The 21,135-nt window shown below is 40.8% G+C and carries 17 protein-coding genes; 5 read left to right on the forward strand and 12 right to left on the reverse strand.

Annotated features, from left to right (window positions below; all coding sequences use genetic code 11):
- Together A3EO_RS13125 and A3EO_RS0105490 are read left to right on the forward strand one after the other, a co-directional pair.
- Window positions 1–253 (forward strand): IS1595 family transposase (locus tag A3EO_RS13125; protein ID WP_018345855.1); only part of this gene is annotated, 253 nt, incomplete at its 5' end.
- Window positions 183–2,444 carry an autotransporter domain-containing protein gene (locus A3EO_RS0105490; protein WP_154647142.1) on the forward strand — a complete coding sequence of 754 codons (2,262 nt, stop codon included), beginning with the start codon at window positions 183–185 and terminating at the stop codon, window positions 2,442–2,444. The genes A3EO_RS13125 and A3EO_RS0105490, both read left to right, overlap by 71 nt.
- A gap of 179 nt (window positions 2,445–2,623) precedes the next feature.
- Here A3EO_RS0105490 and zapB read toward each other — a convergent pair whose 3' ends face one another.
- Window positions 2,624–2,863, reverse strand: a complete 240-nt coding sequence (zapB, locus tag A3EO_RS0105495) for a cell division protein ZapB (protein ID WP_013746170.1) — start codon at window positions 2,861–2,863, stop codon at window positions 2,624–2,626.
- Between the two features lie 231 nt (window positions 2,864–3,094).
- Here zapB and glpX point away from each other — a divergent pair, with 231 nt between their 5' ends.
- The gene (gene glpX, locus A3EO_RS0105500; protein WP_018346333.1) at window positions 3,095–4,111 is read left to right on the forward strand and encodes a class II fructose-bisphosphatase; all 1,017 of its coding nucleotides are present in this window, start codon (window positions 3,095–3,097) and stop codon (window positions 4,109–4,111) included.
- 32 nt (window positions 4,112–4,143) lie between these two features.
- Here glpX and A3EO_RS0105505 read toward each other — a convergent pair whose 3' ends face one another.
- The 11 genes from A3EO_RS0105505 to A3EO_RS0105555 form a co-directional block, all read right to left on the reverse strand.
- Window positions 4,144–4,977 carry a PIN domain-containing protein gene (locus A3EO_RS0105505; protein ID WP_018346334.1) on the reverse strand — a complete coding sequence of 278 codons (834 nt, stop codon included), beginning with the start codon at window positions 4,975–4,977 and terminating at the stop codon, window positions 4,144–4,146.
- Window positions 4,978–5,174: 197 nt separating this feature from the next.
- The gene (gene rpoC, locus A3EO_RS0105510) at window positions 5,175–9,401 is read right to left on the reverse strand and encodes a DNA-directed RNA polymerase subunit beta' (protein WP_018346335.1); all 4,227 of its coding nucleotides are present in this window, start codon (window positions 9,399–9,401) and stop codon (window positions 5,175–5,177) included.
- Window positions 9,402–9,474: 73 nt separating this feature from the next.
- Window positions 9,475–13,512: a DNA-directed RNA polymerase subunit beta gene (gene rpoB, locus A3EO_RS0105515; RefSeq protein WP_013746166.1), complete on the reverse strand. Its 4,038-nt coding sequence runs from the start codon at window positions 13,510–13,512 to the stop codon at window positions 9,475–9,477.
- A 249-nt stretch (window positions 13,513–13,761) separates the two neighbouring features.
- The gene (rplL, locus tag A3EO_RS0105520; RefSeq protein ID WP_013746165.1) at window positions 13,762–14,133 is read right to left on the reverse strand and encodes a 50S ribosomal protein L7/L12; all 372 of its coding nucleotides are present in this window, start codon (window positions 14,131–14,133) and stop codon (window positions 13,762–13,764) included.
- A 52-nt stretch (window positions 14,134–14,185) separates the two neighbouring features.
- On the reverse strand, window positions 14,186–14,683 hold the full coding sequence (gene rplJ / locus A3EO_RS0105525) for a 50S ribosomal protein L10 (protein ID WP_013746164.1): 498 nt from the start codon (window positions 14,681–14,683) through the stop codon (window positions 14,186–14,188).
- A gap of 258 nt (window positions 14,684–14,941) precedes the next feature.
- Complete coding sequence (gene rplA / locus A3EO_RS0105530) at window positions 14,942–15,631, reverse strand: 50S ribosomal protein L1 (RefSeq protein WP_018346336.1); 690 nt, start codon at window positions 15,629–15,631, stop codon at window positions 14,942–14,944.
- A gap of 3 nt (window positions 15,632–15,634) precedes the next feature.
- On the reverse strand, window positions 15,635–16,063 hold the full coding sequence (rplK, locus tag A3EO_RS0105535; RefSeq protein WP_018346337.1) for a 50S ribosomal protein L11: 429 nt from the start codon (window positions 16,061–16,063) through the stop codon (window positions 15,635–15,637).
- Between the two features lie 110 nt (window positions 16,064–16,173).
- Window positions 16,174–16,725, reverse strand: a complete 552-nt coding sequence (gene nusG, locus A3EO_RS0105540) for a transcription termination/antitermination protein NusG (protein ID WP_013746161.1) — start codon at window positions 16,723–16,725, stop codon at window positions 16,174–16,176.
- A 2-nt stretch (window positions 16,726–16,727) separates the two neighbouring features.
- Window positions 16,728–17,147, reverse strand: a complete 420-nt coding sequence (gene secE / locus A3EO_RS0105545) for a preprotein translocase subunit SecE (protein WP_013746160.1) — start codon at window positions 17,145–17,147, stop codon at window positions 16,728–16,730.
- Between the two features lie 142 nt (window positions 17,148–17,289).
- Window positions 17,290–17,757: a threonine/serine exporter family protein gene (locus tag A3EO_RS0105550; RefSeq protein ID WP_013746159.1), complete on the reverse strand. Its 468-nt coding sequence runs from the start codon at window positions 17,755–17,757 to the stop codon at window positions 17,290–17,292.
- 2 nt (window positions 17,758–17,759) lie between these two features.
- Window positions 17,760–18,536, reverse strand: a complete 777-nt coding sequence (locus tag A3EO_RS0105555) for a threonine/serine exporter family protein (protein ID WP_018346338.1) — start codon at window positions 18,534–18,536, stop codon at window positions 17,760–17,762.
- Between the two features lie 201 nt (window positions 18,537–18,737).
- Here A3EO_RS0105555 and A3EO_RS0105560 point away from each other — a divergent pair, with 201 nt between their 5' ends.
- Window positions 18,738–19,934, forward strand: a complete 1,197-nt coding sequence (locus A3EO_RS0105560) for a sugar transporter (RefSeq protein WP_018346339.1) — start codon at window positions 18,738–18,740, stop codon at window positions 19,932–19,934.
- A 105-nt stretch (window positions 19,935–20,039) separates the two neighbouring features.
- Window positions 20,040–21,134, forward strand: a complete 1,095-nt coding sequence (gene proB, locus A3EO_RS0105565; RefSeq protein WP_018346340.1) for a glutamate 5-kinase — start codon at window positions 20,040–20,042, stop codon at window positions 21,132–21,134.
- Window position 21,135: the final 1 nt, after the last annotated feature.

A 21,135-nucleotide genomic window follows, 5' to 3' on the forward strand; every position in this document is an offset into this window, starting at 1 on the left:
TCATAGCTATGATGTGCTAGATGTTAGTGAGTTTACGCACTATAGAATTAACCACAGTACTCATTTTGCTGAGCGGCGAAATCACATTAATGGGATAGAGAATTTTTGGAATCAAGCAAAGCGTGTGCTAAGAAAGTATAATGGAATTGATCGAAAATCTTTCCCTCTTTTTTTGAAAGAATGTGAGTTTCGTTTCAACTATGGGACACCATCTCAACAGCTCAAAATCCTGCGGAAATGGTGTCAGATTTAACGCTAATCTACTTCAGCCCCAAATTCAAATTCACGGTAATTCTTTATTAAATGCTGCACTTTATATTGAAAACCGCGCACTTTCTCGCGGTGCGGAAACCAAAGCCGGCATTAAAATTATCGATCTGAACCCAAATAAAGAAAATGGTGGCTCGCTGTATCTGGCAAAAGATGTGACTGCCGGTTTATATCAGTATATGTTGACGCACGGTGGAATCGGCGCGGATGATCAATCCGACTGGTATTTAACCTCTTCTTACATCAAACAAGATGACAAGGTTAGTCCTGTGGTGATCGCTGAACCAGAAACCACACAACCTGCACCAACAATGGGTAAAGATCGCAGTGTTGCTTCAACTGATTTATCTGTTGAAGCGCAATCTGTTGCAGAATCTCAGCCTGTTACTGAAGATCAGCCTGTAGTTGAAGATTCTGCTGTAGATACTGCTCCTACAGAAACTCACAATATGGTTGCAAACCAACCTGCTGTTGAAGATCAACCTGTGGTTGCGAACCAACCTGCTGTTGAAGCTCAACCTGTGGCTGAAACTCAACCTGTTGTTGAAACTCAACCTGTGGTCGCAAACCAACCTGTTGCTGAAACTCAACCGGTGGTTGCAAACCAACCTGCTGCTGAAACTCAACCTGAAGTAGCAAACCAACCTGCTGCTGAAGTTCAACCGGTGGTTGCAAACCAACCTGCTGCTGAAGTTCAACCGGTGGTTGCAAACCAACCTGCTGTTGAAACTCAACCGGTGGTTGCAAACCAACCTGTTGTTGAAACTCAACCGGTGGTTACAAACCAACCTGTTGTTGAAACTCAACCGGTGGTTACAAACCAACCTGTTGTTGAAACTCAACCTGTGGTTACAAACCAACCTGTTGTTGAAACTCAACCTGTGGTTACGAACCAACCTGCTGTTGAAACTCAACCTGTGGTTGCGAACCAACCTGTTGTTGAAACTCAACCGGTGGTCGCAAACCAACCTGTTGTTGAAGATCAACCTGAAGTAGCAACTCAACCTGTGGTTGAAGAACAACTCACTACCAACAAAGATTCAGCAAAACCTCGTAATAGAAGAAATGCAGGTGGTTATATTGAAGATTCTTCTGTAGATACTGCTTCTACAGAAACTAACAATGTCGTAGCAACTCAACCTGTTGCTGAAACTAACAGCGTTGTAACAGCTGCTAATGTGGCTGAGGAAACAGCAGATAACAGCCCTGTTGCAACATCCTCAGTAACATCGGATGTACCGGCATCACAACTGCAACGTATTTTGAATAATAATGCAACATTATTGGCTTCTCTGCCTTATATCAGCCAATATTTATCTGAATTGCATTTAGATTACGCTCGCCGTAATCCGAACACACCATTATGGGATCGTCAAAATCATTTAGATTATTGGGTGAATGTTGCTTATGCGCACAATCGTGTGAAAGGTGATCATTTCCTTAACCTAAGACAAAATAGCCAAATTTTATCTATCGGTAAGGATGTCATCACGACAAAAAATATGGTAGCGGGTTTATCTGCGACTTACTCTAAAACACAAAACTCCGTGGATAACTATATTAATTGCCAATTAGGCTTGCGTTGTTATTCAGGTAAAGTCACTTCTGAAATGGCTTCTGTTAATGGCTATTATCTCTATAACTGGGATAATTGGTATGCTCAAGCCGTGATGAGTGTTGGACGAGTAACACATAAATTCAAGAATGCGGATAAAGAAAAATATAAACAACACGGTTATATCGCTTCTGCTGAGCAGTTATTAGGTTATCGCTATCCAATGAATTCAAATTGGACTGTTTATGCTGATCTCGGATTACAAGAAAGTTACCATCACTATTCTGCGATGTCAGTGGCACAAATCGCGGTAGATAAGATTAGCGAACACAACATTAATGCGTTAATGAATATTGGTACACAATATCGCATTGAAAAATTTGCTTTCTCATCTAATTTAAGATTAGTGAAGAACTTGCGTGATTTTGATCGTTTAACAATGGATAACACGGTAATTCTAGATAAATTTGCTAAAGATAGTGCGGCTATCTCCGGCAACGCTAGATATTACTTTACCAATAATATTTCGCTCTTTATGAATATTGAGTATTTACGCTCTTTAAATAGAGATGAAAAACGTCAGCTTAATTATCAGGCTGGTTTGAATATTCAGTTTTAATTGAGCTAAATAAGAAGTTCCGCGATAACAAAAGCTAAGATCTTAAAGGTCTTAGCTTTTTTAATGGAATATTTTATCGAAACATAGTCACCCAATGCCGGTCAGTTTGTAACTGGTACTAAAAAACCCCATAATCCGCGAGGTTTATGGGGTTTCATCAAACTGTGGAATAAAACAAATTAAACGTTTTCAATTTGACCGATTAATGAACGTAAACGTTCTTGCCAACGTTGTTGTTCTTCTTTTAATTGCGCATTTTCAGCATTAAGTTGATCTTTTTCAGATTGAAGCGCTTGATTCGCTTGTTCGACATTTGCCTTTTGCTCTTTCAATTCTTCAATTTCCATTTGAAGCAGTTGAATGGTTTCAACCGCTTGTTTAATTTTGGCTTCAAGTTGATCTAAAATTTCTAAAGACATAATTATTATTCCTCATTTGTTGTCCAATACATCAGAATGGATAACATTCTATCCTAGATAGCGCCTTATTTCATCAAAAACCTTCTAAATGATTGAAAGCTCGCCGCTATTGCGCAAGGCTTTATCTGTTGTGCTGTGAAGAAATTAAAAAACTTTAATAAATCATTTAAGCAAACGTTTGCTAGGTGCTAGAATGGGGCAATTTTTTGGTTAACTCAATAAGGAAAGTATATGAAAAGAGCATTGGCTATCGAATTTTCTCGTGTTACGGAAGCAGCTGCGCTTGCCGGTTTTGCTTGGTTAGGGCGTGGTGATAAAAATGCAGCTGATGCTGCCGCAGTAAAAGCAATGCGCACAATGTTGAATCAGATCGAAATGAACGGTGAGATCGTCATTGGTGAGGGTGAAATCGATGAAGCACCTATGCTCTATATTGGTGAGAAATTAGGCAAAGGCGGTAATGAAGAAGATATTGCGATCGCGGTCGATCCTATTGAGGGAACTCGTATGGTGGCAATGGGGCAGGCAAATGCTATTGCGGTGTTGGCTGCCGGTGGTAAGAAAACTTTCTTACGCGCGCCGGATATGTATATGGAAAAATTGGTGGTTGGTCCTGAGGTGAAAGGAATGATTGATCTCAATCTGCCATTGGAACAAAACTTACGCCGTGTTGCCTCTAAAATGGGGAAACTACTTTCTCAACTTACTGTGGTAACACTGGATAAACCTCGTCATCAAACCGTGATTTATAAAATGCAACAGCTCGGCGTAAAAGTATTGGCGATTCCGGATGGGGATGTTGCTGCGGCGCTTTTATGTTGTTTGCCGGATACCGGTGTGGATATGATGTATTGTATCGGTGGTGCGCCGGAAGGTGTGGTCGCTGCCGCCGGTATTCGTGCATTGGGCGGTGATATTCAAGCGCGCCTGTTAACCAGAGAGGTGGTGAAAGGCGACAGTGAGGAAAATCGTGCTTTTGCCGAAAGCGAACGCCGCCGTTGTCAGGAAATGGGAGTAGAGGTAAATAAAGTCCTCACCTTGGATCAGCTTGTTCGTGATGATAATTTGGTTTTCTCCGCCACCGGCATTACGCACGGCGACTTGTTAAAAGGTGTTCATCGTAAAGGTGATGTTGCTACCACTGAAACCTTGCTGATTCGCGGACATTCACGCACCATCCGCCGTATTCAATCCTTCCACTATTTAGATCGCAAAGATCCTGAAATTTATCGTTTGATTAATGAGTAGTTGAAATTCCCCTTGTGTAGCAAGGGGATTTTTTATTTGAACAATTTTAAAGCAATTTCTTTAATATTCTGTTCCGACAACGTTTCTTTTTTAAAGAAATTCTTTAACCAATTTATCCGTTTTTCTAGTGTTTTTGGATAATGTTTTTTCTCTATTGTCTGTAAATGAGTTACGGCACGTTTAATATATGATATTAAAGTGTTCTCTGGAAAATTTACCTGTTCCATAATAAATTTTATCTGTTTATCCGATAAATCTTCCTCTTTTAACACGTTTTTTATCCAATTTAGACGACTTTTTTCTTTTTTCGGTATGGAATGAATAGATTTCACACTAATTTTTATAAGCTGTTGTTGGACTTTAAGGATAGCTTGTTCAATGCTGGTAGGGTATGAACGTTCCTCTGAACTTACCTTTGTAGGGTTCGGTGCTATAAGAGCACAAGGAGAAGTTAATAACGGAAGAGATAATCTATCTGAGATTACATTATTCTCTACTCTTAACGAATTTAATTCTTCAATATCATCAACACGTTTAGCAAAGGCAACTCGTTTTAAAGTTAAATAATGAGAAATAATAGAATCAAACCCTTTATCTTTGGATACAATATAAAGCTCATCGAAGTGTCGTTCTGTTGTAATCCTTGCCATTGTGTCGATAATAATAAAATCTAATGCATTTTTACCTACTCCATAACTCTCAATAATTTGACAATTCTGTCCAAAATGAATTAGCGATTTTACTAACTCTAACGGTAACATCTTCTGTTTTACCCCGACACACACCACAACAAAACTCTCTTCCGGTAACAAAATATTTATCGTTTCCGGCTGAACATTTTCATAATCAATTAATACTAACTTCATCAAAAACTCCCAAACGGATTACTCAGTGCTTAATATATTTAGTGATAGGAAAAAACATAGTTTTTACAGATTAGAAATTATAAAGCAACATTTTATATACTGCTCTATAAATTTAAATATTATTTGAACGGCATAAAAAAATACCGAACGGATTGCTCCATTCGGTATTTTTACTAGAAATTAGCAGCAGAGTTAAATTAATCTTCTACCATATTGAGCATTTCTGCCAAGTTCGCTGTCGCTTCTTCCGCAGTAATGGTTGGTTCTTCCGTTACCAATTCATTGCCGTTATTAGCCGCCGCAGCGCGTTTTTTCGCTTTGCTTTGGTGGTAGGCAAAACCTGTTCCCGCAGGAATTAAGCGTCCAACAATCACGTTTTCTTTTAAGCCGCGTAACTCATCACGTTTACCGGCAACTGCTGCTTCAGTAAGGACACGTGTTGTTTCTTGGAACGATGCCGCAGAGATAAAGGATTCTGTTGCCAATGACGCTTTAGTGATACCAAGCAATTCACGTTGGAATTCTACTAACGGTTTACCCTCTTCCGCACGTTTACGGTTCACCACTTTCACACGAGCCACTTCAACCTGTTCTCCTTCAAGGAATTCAGAGTCGTATGGGTTTGTGATGATGCACTTACGCAACATTTGGCGCACGATAACTTCGATATGTTTATCGTTAATTTTTACCCCTTGTAAGCGGTAAACGTCTTGAACTTCATTAACGATATATTCAGTAACCGCACGAACACCGCGTAAGCGTAAAATATCGTGTGGTGATTCCGGACCATCAGAAATAATATCCCCACGTTGAACCATTTCACCTTCAAACACGTTAAGTTGACGCCATTTAGGAATCATCTCTTCGTGTGCTTCGCCTTCGTTCGGTGTAATAACCAAACGGCGTTTACCTTTGGTTTCTTTACCGAATGAAACTACCCCAGAAATTTCTGCAAGGATTGCCGGTTCTTTCGGTTTACGCGCTTCAAACAAGTCTGCAACACGTGGAAGACCACCGGTAATATCTTTAGTACCTGATGATTCTTGTGGAATACGTGCTAAAGAGTCCCCGATATTCACTTCGGCATTGTCATCTAATGTCACAATAGCTTTACCCGGTAGGAAGTATTGCGCTGCAACATCTGTACCCGGAATTAAGACATCATTGCCTTGAGCATCTACTAATTTCAATGCCGGACGCAGATCTTTACCTGCTGTCGCACGTTCACCGACATCTTGAACAACAATAGAAGACAAACCGGTCAATTCATCAGTTTGACGAGTTACGGTTAGGCCATCAACGATATCAACAAATTTCACGAAACCTTGCGCTTCTGAAACAACCGGCATTGTATGCGGATCCCAGTTAGCTACGGTTTCACCGGCGGTAATTTCATCGCCGTTCGCTTTGCTTAACACAGAACCGTATGGCAATTTATAATGCTCTTTAGTACGTCCGAAAGTATCGATCACGGTTAATTCGGTATTACGTGAAGTAATCACCAATTTACCTTCGTGATTAGTTACGAATTTCGCATTGGTTAAACGGATAGTACCGGTATTTTTAACCTGAATGCTTGATTCTTTCGCTGCCGCAGAAGCCGCACCACCGATATGGAAAGTACGCATTGTCAACTGTGTACCCGGTTCACCGATAGATTGTGCTGCGATAACACCGATTGCTTCACCTTGGTTAATTAAGTGACCACGTGCAAGATCGCGTCCGTAACATTTCGCACAAACACCGAAATCAGTATCACAAGTTACAACAGAACGCACTTTAATGCTGTCTACAGAGTATTTATCAATCACTTCACACCATTTTTCATCTAATAGTGTATTACGAGGGATTAATACTTGTTCTGTACCCGGTTGCAACACATCTTCTGCTGTTACACGCCCCAACACCAACTCTTTCAAGCTGACTTTTTCATCACCGCCTTCGATTAATGGGGTCATCACGATACCTTCGTGAGTACCACAGTCATCTTCAACAACGACTAAATCTTGTGCCACATCAACCAAACGACGAGTCAAGTAACCTGAGTTTGCCGTTTTTAATGCGGTATCCGCCAAACCTTTACGCGCACCGTGGGTTGAAATAAAGTACTGCAATACGTTCAAACCTTCACGGAAGTTTGCTGTAATCGGGGTTTCAATGATCGAACCATCCGGACGAGCCATCAAACCACGCATACCGGCAAGCTGACGAATCTGCGCCGCAGAACCACGCGCACCGGAATCAGCCATCATAAAGATGCTGTTAAATGATGCTTGTTTTTCTAACTCTCCTTGACGATTGACTACTTCTTCTGTTGAAAGGTTTTCCATCATCGCTTTGGCAACACGTTCGTTAGCTGCCGCCCAAATATCAATCACTTTGTTGTAACGTTCACCGGCAGTTACCAAACCTGAGTTAAATTGTTCTTGAATTTCAGCAACTTCTTCTTCGGCAGAAGAGATAATTTCATATTTCTTCTCCGGAATAACCATATCGTCAATACCAACTGATGAACCTGATCGTGCTGCATAAGCAAAACCAGTATACATAATTTGGTCAGCAAAGATCACACTGTCTTTCATTCCCAAACGGCGATAACTTTCGTTGATCAATTTAGAAATCTGTTTCTTACCTAATGTTTGATTAAATAAGCTAAATGGCATACCTTTCGGAGCAATCATCCATAAAATAGCTCGACCGACTGTGGTATCTGTCAATGTGGTTTTTGCTTCAAATTCACCGTTTTCATTCTTCTCATATTCGGTAATACGCACTTTGACACGAGAGTGAAGTTCCGCACGCCCAGTACGATACGCTTTTTCAGCTTCGCGTGGATCTTGCAACAACATTCCTTCGCCTTTACCGTTCACTTTTTCACGGGTCATATAGTAAAGCCCCAATACCACGTCTTGTGACGGAACGATAATCGGATCACCGTTTGCCGGAGATAAAATGTTATTGGTAGACATCATTAACGCACGCGCTTCCAACTGTGCTTCCAACGTTAATGGTACGTGAACCGCCATTTGGTCACCATCGAAGTCCGCGTTGAACGCCGCACAAACTAACGGGTGTAATTGAATCGCTTTACCTTCAATCAAAATCGGCTCAAATGCCTGAATACCTAAACGGTGCAAAGTCGGTGCACGGTTAAGAAGGATTGGATGTTCGCGAATAACTTCTGCCAAAATATCCCAAACAATCGCATCTTCACGTTCAACCATTTTCTTCGCTGCTTTAATGGTTGATGCCAAACCACGGCTTTCTAATTTTGCATAGATAAATGGACGGAATAATTCCAATGCCATTTTTTTCGGTAAACCGCATTGATGCAAGTGTAAGTATGGCCCTACTGTAATTACAGAACGACCGGAATAGTCAACACGTTTACCCAACAAGTTCTGACGGAAACGACCTTGTTTACCTTTGATCATATCCGCTAATGATTTTAATGGGCGTTTATTTGAACCTGTGATTGCACGACCGCGACGACCGTTATCCAACAATGCATCAACAGATTCTTGCAACATACGTTTTTCATTACGCACGATGATGTCCGGCGCAATAAGATCTAATAAACGTTTTAAACGATTGTTACGGTTGATCACGCGACGATATAAATCGTTCAAATCAGATGTCGCAAAACGACCACCGTCAAGCGGAACTAATGGACGTAAATCCGGTGGCAATACCGGCAATACGGTCAACACCATCCATTCCGGTTTGTTGCCGGATTGAATAAATGCTTCCAATAATTTCAAGCGTTTAGTAATTTTTTTACGTTTGGTTTCTGAATTAGTTTCTTGTAACTCTTCGCGCAATGTTTCACATTGATGTTCAAGATCCATATCACGAAGTAAGGCTTGAATAGCTTCCGCACCCATCTTCGCTTCAAATTCATCGCCCCAACGCTCTTCCGCTTCTAAGAATTGTTCTTCTGTAAGCAACTGACCTTTTTCTAAATCGGTCATTCCTGCTTCAATAACAATATAAGATTCAAAATAAAGCACGCGTTCAATATCACGCAACGGCATATCCAATAATAAACCGATACGGGATGGCAACGATTTTAAGAACCAAATATGTGCGACAGGTGAAGCCAGTTCAATATGTCCCATACGTTCACGACGAACTTTAGCTTGAGTAACTTCAACACCACATTTTTCACAAATCACACCACGATGTTTTAAACGTTTATATTTTCCACATAAACATTCGTAGTCTTTGACCGGCCCGAAAATACGCGCACAGAATAGACCGTCACGTTCCGGTTTAAAAGTACGGTAATTGATTGTTTCCGGTTTTTTTACTTCCCCATATGACCACGAACGAATCATATCTGGTGAAGCCAAACCGATTTTGATCACATCAAAATCTTCTCTTGATTTAGATTGTGTTTTTAAAAACTTAACTAAGTCTTTCACAGATTTGCTCCCATCGGAGTTAAACTTAATTCAAGTGCGGCTTATACCGCACTTGGGCTAATTTTGAACTTGATTATTCAGCTTGTTCGTCGTCCAAATCAATATTAATTGCCAAAGAACGAATTTCTTTAAGCAATACATTAAATGATTCAGGCATACTCGGATCCATTTGGTGAGTACCGTCAACGATATTTTTATACATCTTGGTACGACCGTTCACGTCATCCGATTTAACCGTCAACATCTCTTGTAAGGTATAGGCAGCACCGTATGCTTCCAATGCCCAAACTTCCATTTCACCGAAACGTTGGCCACCGAATTGTGCTTTACCACCAAGAGGTTGTTGTGTAACAAGACTATAAGAACCGGTTGAACGAGCGTGCATTTTATCGTCAACTAAGTGGTTCAATTTGAGCATATACATATAACCTACAGTTACCGGACGCTCAAATTTCTCACCGGTACGACCGTCATAAAGTGTAATCTGTCCGGAAGTTGGTAAACCTGCTAATTCCAACAAGCCTTTAATCTCTTTCTCTTCCGCACCATCAAACACCGGCGTTGCAAGAGGCAAGCCTTTACGCAAGTTTTGCGCCAAACGCATCACTTCTTCATCAGTAAAGGTGCTGAGATCCACTTTTTGACAAGCATCACCTAAGTCATACGCTTTTTGGATATATTCACGTAATTTGGCAACTTCCTGTTTCTCTTTGATCATACGGTTAATTTGATCACCGATACCTTTTGCCGCAAAGCCTAAGTGGGTTTCCAAGATCTGACCGATATTCATACGAGATGGTACCCCTAATGGGTTCAACACGATATCCACCGGTTGTCCGTTTTCATCATATGGCATATCTTCAATCGGATTAATCTTAGAGATAACCCCTTTGTTACCGTGGCGACCTGCCATTTTATCTCCCGGCTGAATTTGACGTTTCACCGCAAGATATACTTTGACGACTTTCAACACGCCCGGTGCAAGATCATCACCTTGGATAATCTTATTACGTTTAACCTCTAATTTATGATCAAATTCTTTGCGTAACTCATCCAACTGTTCGGAAAGCTGTTCCAACTGAGCTTGTTTCTCTTCATCTGCAAGAGATTGTTCAAGCCATTTCATACGATCCATCTGTTCAAGCTTATCGGCGCTAAATCCGTTCGCCAACAATAAATTACGCACGCGAGTAAATAAACCGGCTTCAAGAATATCCAATTCCGCAGTTAAATCTTTCTTCGCTTGTTTTAACTGCATTTCTTCGATTTCTAACGCACGTTTATCTTTTTCTACACCGTCGCGTGTAAACACTTGGACATCGATAACAGTACCTGTGGTGCTGTTCGGTACACGTAATGAAGAATCTTTTACATCAGACGCTTTTTCACCGAAGATAGCACGTAATAATTTTTCTTCAGGCGTAAGTTGTGTTTCACCTTTTGGTGTCACTTTACCTACAAGAATATCGCCGCCTTTTACTTCTGCACCGATATAAACGATACCGGATTCATCCAGTTTGCTTAATGCTGCTTCGCCGACATTCGGAATATCCGCAGTGATTTCTTCCGCACCTAATTTCGTATCACGAGCAATACAGGAAAGTTCCTGAATATGAATAGTGGTGAAACGATCTTCCTGAACCACACGTTCGGAAACTAACATTGAGTCTTCGAAGTTATAACCGTTCCAAGGCATAAACGCCACACGCATATTCTGACCTAATGCCAATTCACCTAAGTCAGTTGACGGACCGTCTGCCAACACTTCGCCGCGTCCGATAGGTTCACCTAAAGAAACACAAGGCACTTGGTTAATACAGGTATTTTGGTTTGAACGGGTGTATTTAGTTAAATTATAAATATCAATACCAGCTTCACCCGGAATGGTTTCATCTTCATTTACTTTAACCACGATACGAGAAGCATCAATGTATTGAATATAACCACCACGTTTAGCAACCACTGTTACCCCGGAATCCACCGCAACCGCTTTTTCAATACCGGTACCGACTAACGGTTTATCGGATCTTAATGTAGGCACTGCTTGACGTTGCATGTTCGCTCCCATCAAAGCACGGTTCGCATCATCGTGCTCTAGGAACGGAATCAACGCTGCCGCAACAGATACGATCTGTTGGGTTGAAATATCCATATATTGGATCTCTTCCGGACGATATAACCCGGACTCACCGTGCTCACCACGTGCAGTAACGAAAGTATCGGTAAAGCGGAAATTTTCATCCAAATTAGAGTTTGCCTGCGCAATAACATAATTACCTTCTTCAATTGCAGACAAATATTCAATTTCTTCAGTTACCTGACCGTTAACTACTTTACGATATGGTGTTTCTAAGAAACCGTAATCATTGGTACGCGCATAAACGGATAATGAGTTAATCAAACCGATATTCGGACCTTCAGGGGTTTCGATCGGACAAACACGACCATAGTGAGTTGCGTGAACGTCACGCACTTCAAAGCCGGCACGTTCACGGGTTAAACCACCCGGACCTAATGCAGAAATACGGCGTTTATGAGTAACTTCTGAAAGCGGGTTGTTTTGATCCATAAACTGAGAAAGCTGTGATGAACCAAAGAATTCTTTAACCGCTGCTGAAATTGGTTTCGCATTGATTAAATCCTGCGGAGTAACAGAATCAAGATCGCCTAATGAAAGACGTTCTTTAACCGCACGTTCAACACGTACCAAACCGATACGGAATTGGTTTTCTGCCATTTCGCCCACTGAACGGATACGACGATTTCCTAAATGGTCAATATCATCCACTTCACCTCGACCGTTACGAATGTCGATTAATTTCTTCATTACAAGGATAATATCTTCTTTACTTAGGATACCTGTGCCTTCGCCTTCAGGGATATCTAAAGAACGGTTAAATTTCATACGTCCGACCGCAGAAAGATCGTAACGATCTGATGAGAAGAAGAGATTATCAAATAATCCTTCCGCCGCTTCTTTTGTAGGCGGCTCACCCGGACGCATCATACGATAAATTTCAACTAAAGCACTAAGACGATCGTAAGATGGATCTACTCTTAATGTTTCTGAAATATATGGACCATAATCAAGATCATTGGTGAATAGGGTTTCGATCGTGTTATAACCGGCTTGGCTTAAATTCGCCAATAATTCTAAACTTAATTCCGCATTTGCCGGACAAATAATATCGCCAGTGGTTAAATCTACATAATCTTTAGCGGCAACTTTGCCAACAATGTATTCCGGTGGAACAACAACCTGAGTAACACCATCTTTCTCTAATTGACGAATATGACGCGCAGTAATACGGCGACCACGTTCGACATACACTTTACCATTAGCTTCGATATCAAATGTTGCGGTTTCACCACGCAATCTGTCCGGAACTAAGGTCATTAATAATTGATTATCTTTAATTTCAAATACAATTTTTTCGAAGAATAAATTTAAAATTTCTTCGGTTGTATAACCTAATGCACGCAAAATGATTGTTGCCGGCAATTTACGGCGGCGGTCAATACGCGCAAAGAGATTATCTTTCGGATCAAATTCAAAATCTAACCACGAACCACGATAAGGAATAATTCGTGCGTTATATAAAATTTTTCCTGAAGAATGTGTTTTACCTTTGTCGCTATCAAAGAATACGCCCGGACTACGGTGTAACTGAGAAACAATAACACGCTCTGTTCCATTGATCACAAATGTACCATTATCGGTCATCAATGGAATTTCACCCATATACACATCTTGTTCTTTTATGTCTTTTACTGTGCCGGGTGCAGCATCTTTGTCATAGCTAACAAGGCGTAGTTTCACACGTAATGGCGCTGCATAAGTTGTGCCTCGAATTTGGCATTCTCTAACATCAAATACAGGCTCACCTAACTTATAATCTACATATTGCAACTCAGTATTACCATTGTTGCTCACAATTGGAAATACTGAACGGAATGCAGCCTCTAAACCTTGCTGACCTTCAGGATCTTTCTGGATAAACTTCTCGAAAGAGTCTATTTGGATAGTTAATAAATAAGGGATATTTAGAACTTGCGGACGTTTGCCGAAGTCTTTACGAATACGTTTTTTCTCGGTATAGGAGTAAACCATAGGTTCCTCTGCTTGCTGTTCAGACCCACAATCCACACACTCTCGCTGTATTATACAAGGTGGCAGTGTAAAATTGATACCGTTAGGATTGTTTTATATAAAAAACAATAACTTAAATTCCGTCATCACTGACTTCATTTTCACTACAACTATGAGCGTTAAACGGTAATTTCTCATAGTTTCTGAAAGGCACAAAATGGCTGATGATAAAATCACCAGCCATTTTTGCTAAAAATCAAATAATATCAATTATTTAATTTCAACTTTCGCACCAGCTTCTTCTAGATCTTTCTTAAGAGCTTCAGCTTCTGCTTTAGCAAGACCTTCTTTCAAGGTTGCAGGTGCAGATTCAACTAAGTCTTTAGCTTCTTTTAATCCTAAACCAGTTGCGCTACGAACTGCTTTAATTACTGCAACTTTGTTTGCACCAGCTTCTGCTAATACAACATCAAATTCAGTTTTTTCTTCTGCTGCCGCTGCGTCACCGCCTGCTGCTACTGCTACTGCTGCTGCCGCTGCAGAAACACCGAATTTTTCTTCCATTGCAGAGATAAGTTCTACAATTTCCATTACTGATTTTTCAGCAATTGCTTCAATGATTTGTTCGTTAGTTAATGACATAACAATCGTTTCCTAAAATAAGTAAAAGTTTTAAACCAATAAACCGCTAATATTAAGCAGCTTCTTTTTGATCGCGAATCGCCGCAATAGTACGTACAAGTTTTCCAGCCGCAGCTTCTTTCATTGTACCCATTAAACGTGCAATTGCTTCTTCGTATGTTGGTAGAGTTGCTAGACGATCGATAGCTTTTGCTTCGATGAACTCACCTTCAAAGGCTGCGCCTTTAATTTCGAACTTATCGTTTGCTTTAGCAAATTCTTTGAACAAACGTGCTGCAGCACCTGGATGTTCGTTAGAGAATGCGATAAGAGTCGGACCTTTAAACGTATCTTTCATGCATTCAAATGCGCTACCTTCTACGGCACGACGTAATAAAGTATTACGTACAACACGCATATACACGCCAGCTTCACGAGCTGATTTACGTAATTCAGTCATTTTGTCTACTGTTACACCGCGAGAATCGGCAACAACAGCAGATAACGCACCCTTGGCAACTTCGCTTACTTCAGCAACAACTGCTTGTTTATCTTGAAGATTTAATGCCATTGGCTTTTAGCTCCTGAAATACATCAATCTAGTTTCCTAGACATAAAAAACCCTATCTGACAACTTAACAGAAAGGGACGAATTTCGGTGCCAGAAGCAGAAAAATTCTTATCTGTACACCATCTACGTAGGATAATTAAGAAATTGCTTTCCCCTACGGTCTTGGATGAGGCTTGAATAGGTCAAGCACCAACCAGAATCTTACTAAAAAGTTAAGGTCGTAGATTATAGAGATAACCTACGACAAAGTAAAGCAGATTATAAGCTGCTTTGATCGATTTCAACACCAGCACCCATAGTTGTTGAAAGGCTTACTTTCTTGATGTAAACACCTTTCGCTGTGCTTGGTTTTGCTTTGTTTAATGCAGCCAACAATGCTTGTAAGTTTTCTTTGATTTGATCAGCTTCAAAGTTTGCTTTACCGATAGTAGTGTGGATGATACCGTTTTTATCATTACGGTAACGAACCTGACCGGATTTTGCATTCTTAACAGCTTCTGCAACATTTGGAGTTACAGTACCCACTTTAGGGTTTGGCATTAAACCACGTGGACCAAGGATTTGACCTAATTGACCGACAACACGCATCGCATCCGGAGAAGCGATAACTACGTCGAAGTTCATTTCGCCTTTTTTCACTTGATCTGCTAAATCTTCCATACCTACTAAATCAGCACCAGCTTCTTTAGCCGCTTCAGCATTTGCACCTTGTGTAAATACTGCAACGCGTACAGAACGACCTGTTCCGTGTGGTAATACAGTAGCACCACGAACGTTTTGGTCTGATTTACGTGCATCAATACCTAAGTTTACAGCCACATCAACGCTTTCAACGAATTTCGCTGTTGCTAATTGTTTTAATAAAGCAACTGCTTCGTTGATTTCGTATGCTTTAGTTGAATCTACTGCTGCTTTGATTGCTTTCATGCGTTTGGTTAGTTTTGCCATTGATTAGTCCTCCACTACCAAGCCCATTGAACGTGCAGTACCTTCAATAGATTTCATCTTAGTTTCAATTGTTGCACCAGTCATATCAGCCGCTTTAAGTTCTGCAATTTCACGGACTTGTTGACGAGTTACTTTACCCACTTTATCTTTGTTCGGTTTACCTGAACCAGATTTAATACCAGCTGCTTTTTTCAATAATACTGCTGCCGGAGGAGTTTTAGTGATAAAAGTAAAAGAACGGTCTGCATATACAGTGATTACAACCGGAATCGGTAAACCTTTTTCAATGCTTTCAGTACGCGCGTTGAATGCTTTACAGAATTCCATAATATTCACACCTTGTTGACCTAATGCAGGACCAACCGGTGGAGAAGGGTTTGCCATACCAGCTGCAACTTGCAACTTAACGTAGGCCTGAACTTTCTTTGCCATAGTTTTTATTTCCTCGTTATGGGTGATATCGCCTTTCGGCTCCCCGTTGTTTTAAAAGCACGCCATTCTAAATAAAGAAATAGCGTTTTTCAAGTAAATCAGTTAAAAAATCAGCTCAATTTTTCAACTTGACTAAAATCTAATTCGACAGGTGTTGCGCGACCGAAAATGGACACCGACACTTTTAAGCGGCTCTTTTCATAATCCACTTCTTCCACTGTGCCATTAAAGTCGGCAAATGGTCCTTCTTTAACACGCACCTCTTCGCCAGGTTGGAACATTGTTTTCGGTCTTGGTTTATCGCTGCTCTGTTCTAAACGATTTAAGATCATTTCCGCTTCACGGTTGGAAATTGGTGCAGGATGATCCGGTGTTCCGCCGATAAATCCCATCACTCTTGGCACACTGCGTACCAAATGCCAAGTGTCATCATTCATTACCATTTGAACCAATACATAGCCCGGGAAGAATTTTCTTTCACTTTTTCTGCGTTTCCCACCAACGTTTTCAACCACTTCTTCAGTTGGGACTAACACTTCACCGAACAGCTCTTCCATATTGTGCAACTTAATATATTCACGCAATACGGTCGCAACACGTGATTCAAAACCTGAAAACGCTTGCAACACATACCAACGTTTTTGTGTTGTATTTTCACTCATAATTAGAACCTCAAGTTGGTGATAAAGTTAATTAAAGAAACAATGATAGAATCTAATCCCCATAAAATTAAAGACACAACTACCGTTACTCCCATTACGACTAACGTAGTTTGTGTTGCTTCTTGGCGAGTAGGCCAAATAATTTTTCTTAACTCAATGCGAGATTCTTTTAAAAATGTTCTTGCTACAGTTCCCTGATTAGTGATTGCCGCTACAAACAGTGCCAACAACAATAACACCACCATTGCAGGAACACGCACGACAGAAGAGAATTGATCACCAAAATAGATATTACCGACTGCGGCGATAAGAACCAATATCACACAGATAATCCATAATGTGCTATTAAGCCCTTTGCTTTTAAGTCCATCCTCTACAGAAGAAGATGCAGATGCTTTCTTTTTCTCGATTTCTACACTCATTCTAAACCCACTAAAACCTAATAACTAACTTATAGGGAGATTTTTAAGCCCGCAATTCTAGCACTTTATTGCTAGTTTTCATACAAAAATTATTTGTTGTTTTCATTTTTGCTTGATCACGGCATAAAAGCAGATTTTATCCTTAAACGACCGGTTTTCTACGATAGAAAAGTTGCCCCGGCAGTGCCAGACCAAATACCAATGCAGCAAGGATAAAGCCGGTTTTAATGAAATATTCCAATGCCTGTGCCAATAACGCTTCGCTATAGCTGTAATGGTTAATCTGTACAATCGCGATCATTGCTTTATAGGCATAAACACCGGGAATCATTGGAATAATCGCTGCAACCGTAAACACTTTCGGATGCGCTAAAAAACGTTGTGAAAGATAGACACCGATAAAACCGATTAATGCCGCCGCAAAAAATGTAGCGAAAACCACCGGAACATCACAATAATTCACTAATACGGTTCTAAAACAATGCCCTAACGCACCTAAAGTGGCACAATATTTTAAAGCCTTAGGCGGTACATTAAAAATTAAGGCAAAACCGACCGCCGGAATGGCAGCAAAGAAAAGATCATCCAGCAATGTTAATAAAATATCCATTATTACCCCCACGCATTGATATGTAGCAACGCTAATGCGAACACGATACCGATACAAGCACCGAATGTCAGCACTGTGGCAATCGTCCATCGGCTGATGCCCATACTGATATAGCCTTTCAATACATCTGAAAGCGAATTAATTAGTGGGAATCCGGGCACCAACAATAATACACTCGACGCTAAAGCGATTTCTGGTGCATTGCCCAAATTATGCAACAGTGCCTGACCGGAAATACAGGAAGCCACAAAGGCGGTTACCGAAAAGTTAATCAGTGGATTATAGTGCCGTTTACCAATCTCCTGTCTAACAAACATTGCCACTGCTGAAGCCCAAAAAGTAATAAAGGAGATCATTACATCACCACCTGCCAATCGGGCAAAACTGGCACAAGACAAACCCACCATTAACACCACAAACCAACGATTATATTTCAGTGGTTTTACTTGTTCTAATTTCTTATGTACTTGATATATACCATAAATTTTATGTTCCGCAGCAATGACTATACGCTGCACCTGTGTCACCACCGCCATATTAATGCCGCTATCATAATTTCTTCTGGTCGTGGTAATACAGTGATCTTGATAACGTGTCGTTACAATAATCGCATTCGGCGTTAAGGCACATTCAACACTGTCCATTCCCAACGCAATGCCTAATCTGGTCGCAGCTTGATCGACTAAAATGCTTTCCGCACCATACTGCAACATCAACAACGCTGCTTTAGCGCAAAGCCGCGTTACTTCTTGCTGATCTTCTTGTGATAATTGAGCCATATTTTCTATCCTATAAATTTTGAGCCGCTATTATAAAAGAAACTTTCCTTGACAACACTTAACCCAGATCAAACCTTTTTTAAAGCTACACTTTTCCACGCTGAATAAATGAAAAATCAGTATACGAAGTTTTCATTAAGTACTACTATTAGCCCGACGCTAAGAAAGACAATAAATAAAAAATAGGAACAGTTAAATTAGATGTTAGCCAAAAATGTTGTTCGCCGTATTGAATATACTCGTGTCATAGTCATGGCATTTGCCGCTTTTGTATTCAATACCACAGAATATATTCCTGTCGCACTCTTGAGTGATATTGCCGACAGTTTTCATATGCCGGTTTCTGAAGTTGGCTTGATGATTACGGTATATGCTTGGATTGTGGCATTGATGTCATTGCCTTGTATGTTGATGACTTCAGCATTGGAGCGCCGCAGTTTGCTCGTCAAACTCTTTATTGTTTTTGTTGCTTGCCATATTTTATCCGCCTGCGCTTGGAACTATTGGATTTTGTTGCTTTCCCGAGCCGGCATCGCCTTAACCCATTCAATATTCTGGTCAATCACAGCTTCATTAGTAATGCGCGTTGCTCCGCGTGACAAACGCACTCAGGCATTAGGTTTGTTGGAAATGGGTACCGCCTTGGCAATGGTTCTTGGTTTGCCGCTAGGCAGAGTGATAGGACAATGGTTAAGCTGGCGTACTACTTTCGCCATTATCGCTATCGCTGCAGCAATCATTATGATCATTATTGCAAAATTGCTTCCTCATCTGCCAAGTAAAAATGCCGGTTCAATCGAAAGTTTGCCGATCTTGGCTCGCCGTCCAATGTTAATGGGCATTTATCTACTCACTGCCATTGTGATCGCTGCTCATTTCACCGCCTACAGCTACATTGAACCCTTTATGATACAAATCAGCCATATTTCCGACAGTGTGGCGACAGCAGTATTGTTAATTTTCGGTTTATCCGGTTTAGTCGCCAGCCTATTATTTAACCTGTTTTATCATCTTAATCCGACTAAATTTTTACTTAGCTCAATGTTGATATTACTGTTCTCGCTCGCACTATTGAACCAACTTGGACAGCATTCAACCGCAATATTTTTACTGGTATTTATCTGGGGAATCGGTATTTCCGCGCTCGGCTTGGGTATGCAAATGCGCGTTTTACAACTGGCACCCGATGCCACTGATGTCGCGACCTCTATTTTTTCCGGAATCTATAATGTCGGCATTGGTGCAGGCGCATTGATCGGAAATCAAGTAATGCATTATTTAGGATTGAGTTATATCGGCTCAATCGGCGCACTCCTTGCCATTGTTGCGGTAATTTGGTTTATTTTTATACAACTCAAATTTGCACATACGCTAGTAAAAACATCGCACAAAATTTAGCCCATTGGGGAGTGTGTCGTCTATAGCATAAACACATTGACTTTTATTCGCTTTTTGAAGCGTTTAATGCTAACTTAATCGCTTTCAAATCAATCACGCATTACTATGAAAACTATCGTTTTAAAATTCGGCACCAGCGTACTGACTCAAGGTTCATCAAAACTGAATCGACCACATATGCTTGAAATCGTGCGTCAATGTGCCACGCTACATCAGCAAGGCTATCGTATCATTATTGTCACTTCCGGTGCAGTTGCCGCCGGTCGTTATTATCTTAATAATCCTCAATTACCAGCAACAATCGCCTCTAAACAGTTATTAGCAGCTGTAGGTCAAAGCCAACTCATCCAAACTTGGGAACAACTGTTTCAAATTTATGATATTAAAATCGGGCAAATTCTGTTAACTCGTGCTGACTTTGAAGATCGTGAGCGTTTTCTTAATGCACGCGACACCTTAATGGCAATGTTAGAAAATCAGATTATCCCTGTAATCAATGAAAATGATGCCGTGGCAACAGCAGAAATTAAAGTCGGTGATAATGACAATCTCTCAGCATTAACTGCAATTTTAGCACACGCTGATCAGCTCTATTTATTAACCGACCAACAAGGTTTATTCAATTGCGACCCACGCAGTAATCCAAATGCAAAACTGATTCCTATTGTGGATAAAATCACGGAAGAAACCAAAGCCATCGCCGGCGGCAGTGTGTCCGGCTTAGGTACCGGAGGAATGTATACCAAAATTACCGCTGCCGATATTGCTACTCGCTCCGGTATCGAAACCATTATCGCACCCGGCGGCCGCAAAAATGTGATTCTTGATTTAGCCAATAATTTAGCTATCGGTACAAAATTCACCGTACCGTCACACGCTATTGAAAGCCGTAAACAGTGGTTATTTGCTGCCCCGATTACTGGTCATATCACAGTTGATGACGGTGCGGAGCAAGCATTAACGATACAACATAAATCATTACTGCCGGCAGGCATTCGTCTGGTCGAAGGCACTTTCTCTCGTGGCGAAGTGGTGCTGTTACAAAACCAACAAGGCAAACCTTTAGCCAGAGCAATGGTGCGTTATAACAGCGATGCGTTGCAACGCATTAAAGGAGAACAATCAAGCAAAATTAATGATATTCTCGGCTATGAATACGGTGCAGTAGCGGTGCATTGCGACGATCTGGTCTTATTATAAG

This window comes from Gallibacterium anatis DSM 16844 = F 149 (assembly GCF_000379785.1).
Taxonomy (GTDB): Bacteria; Pseudomonadota; Gammaproteobacteria; order Enterobacterales; family Pasteurellaceae; genus Gallibacterium; species Gallibacterium anatis.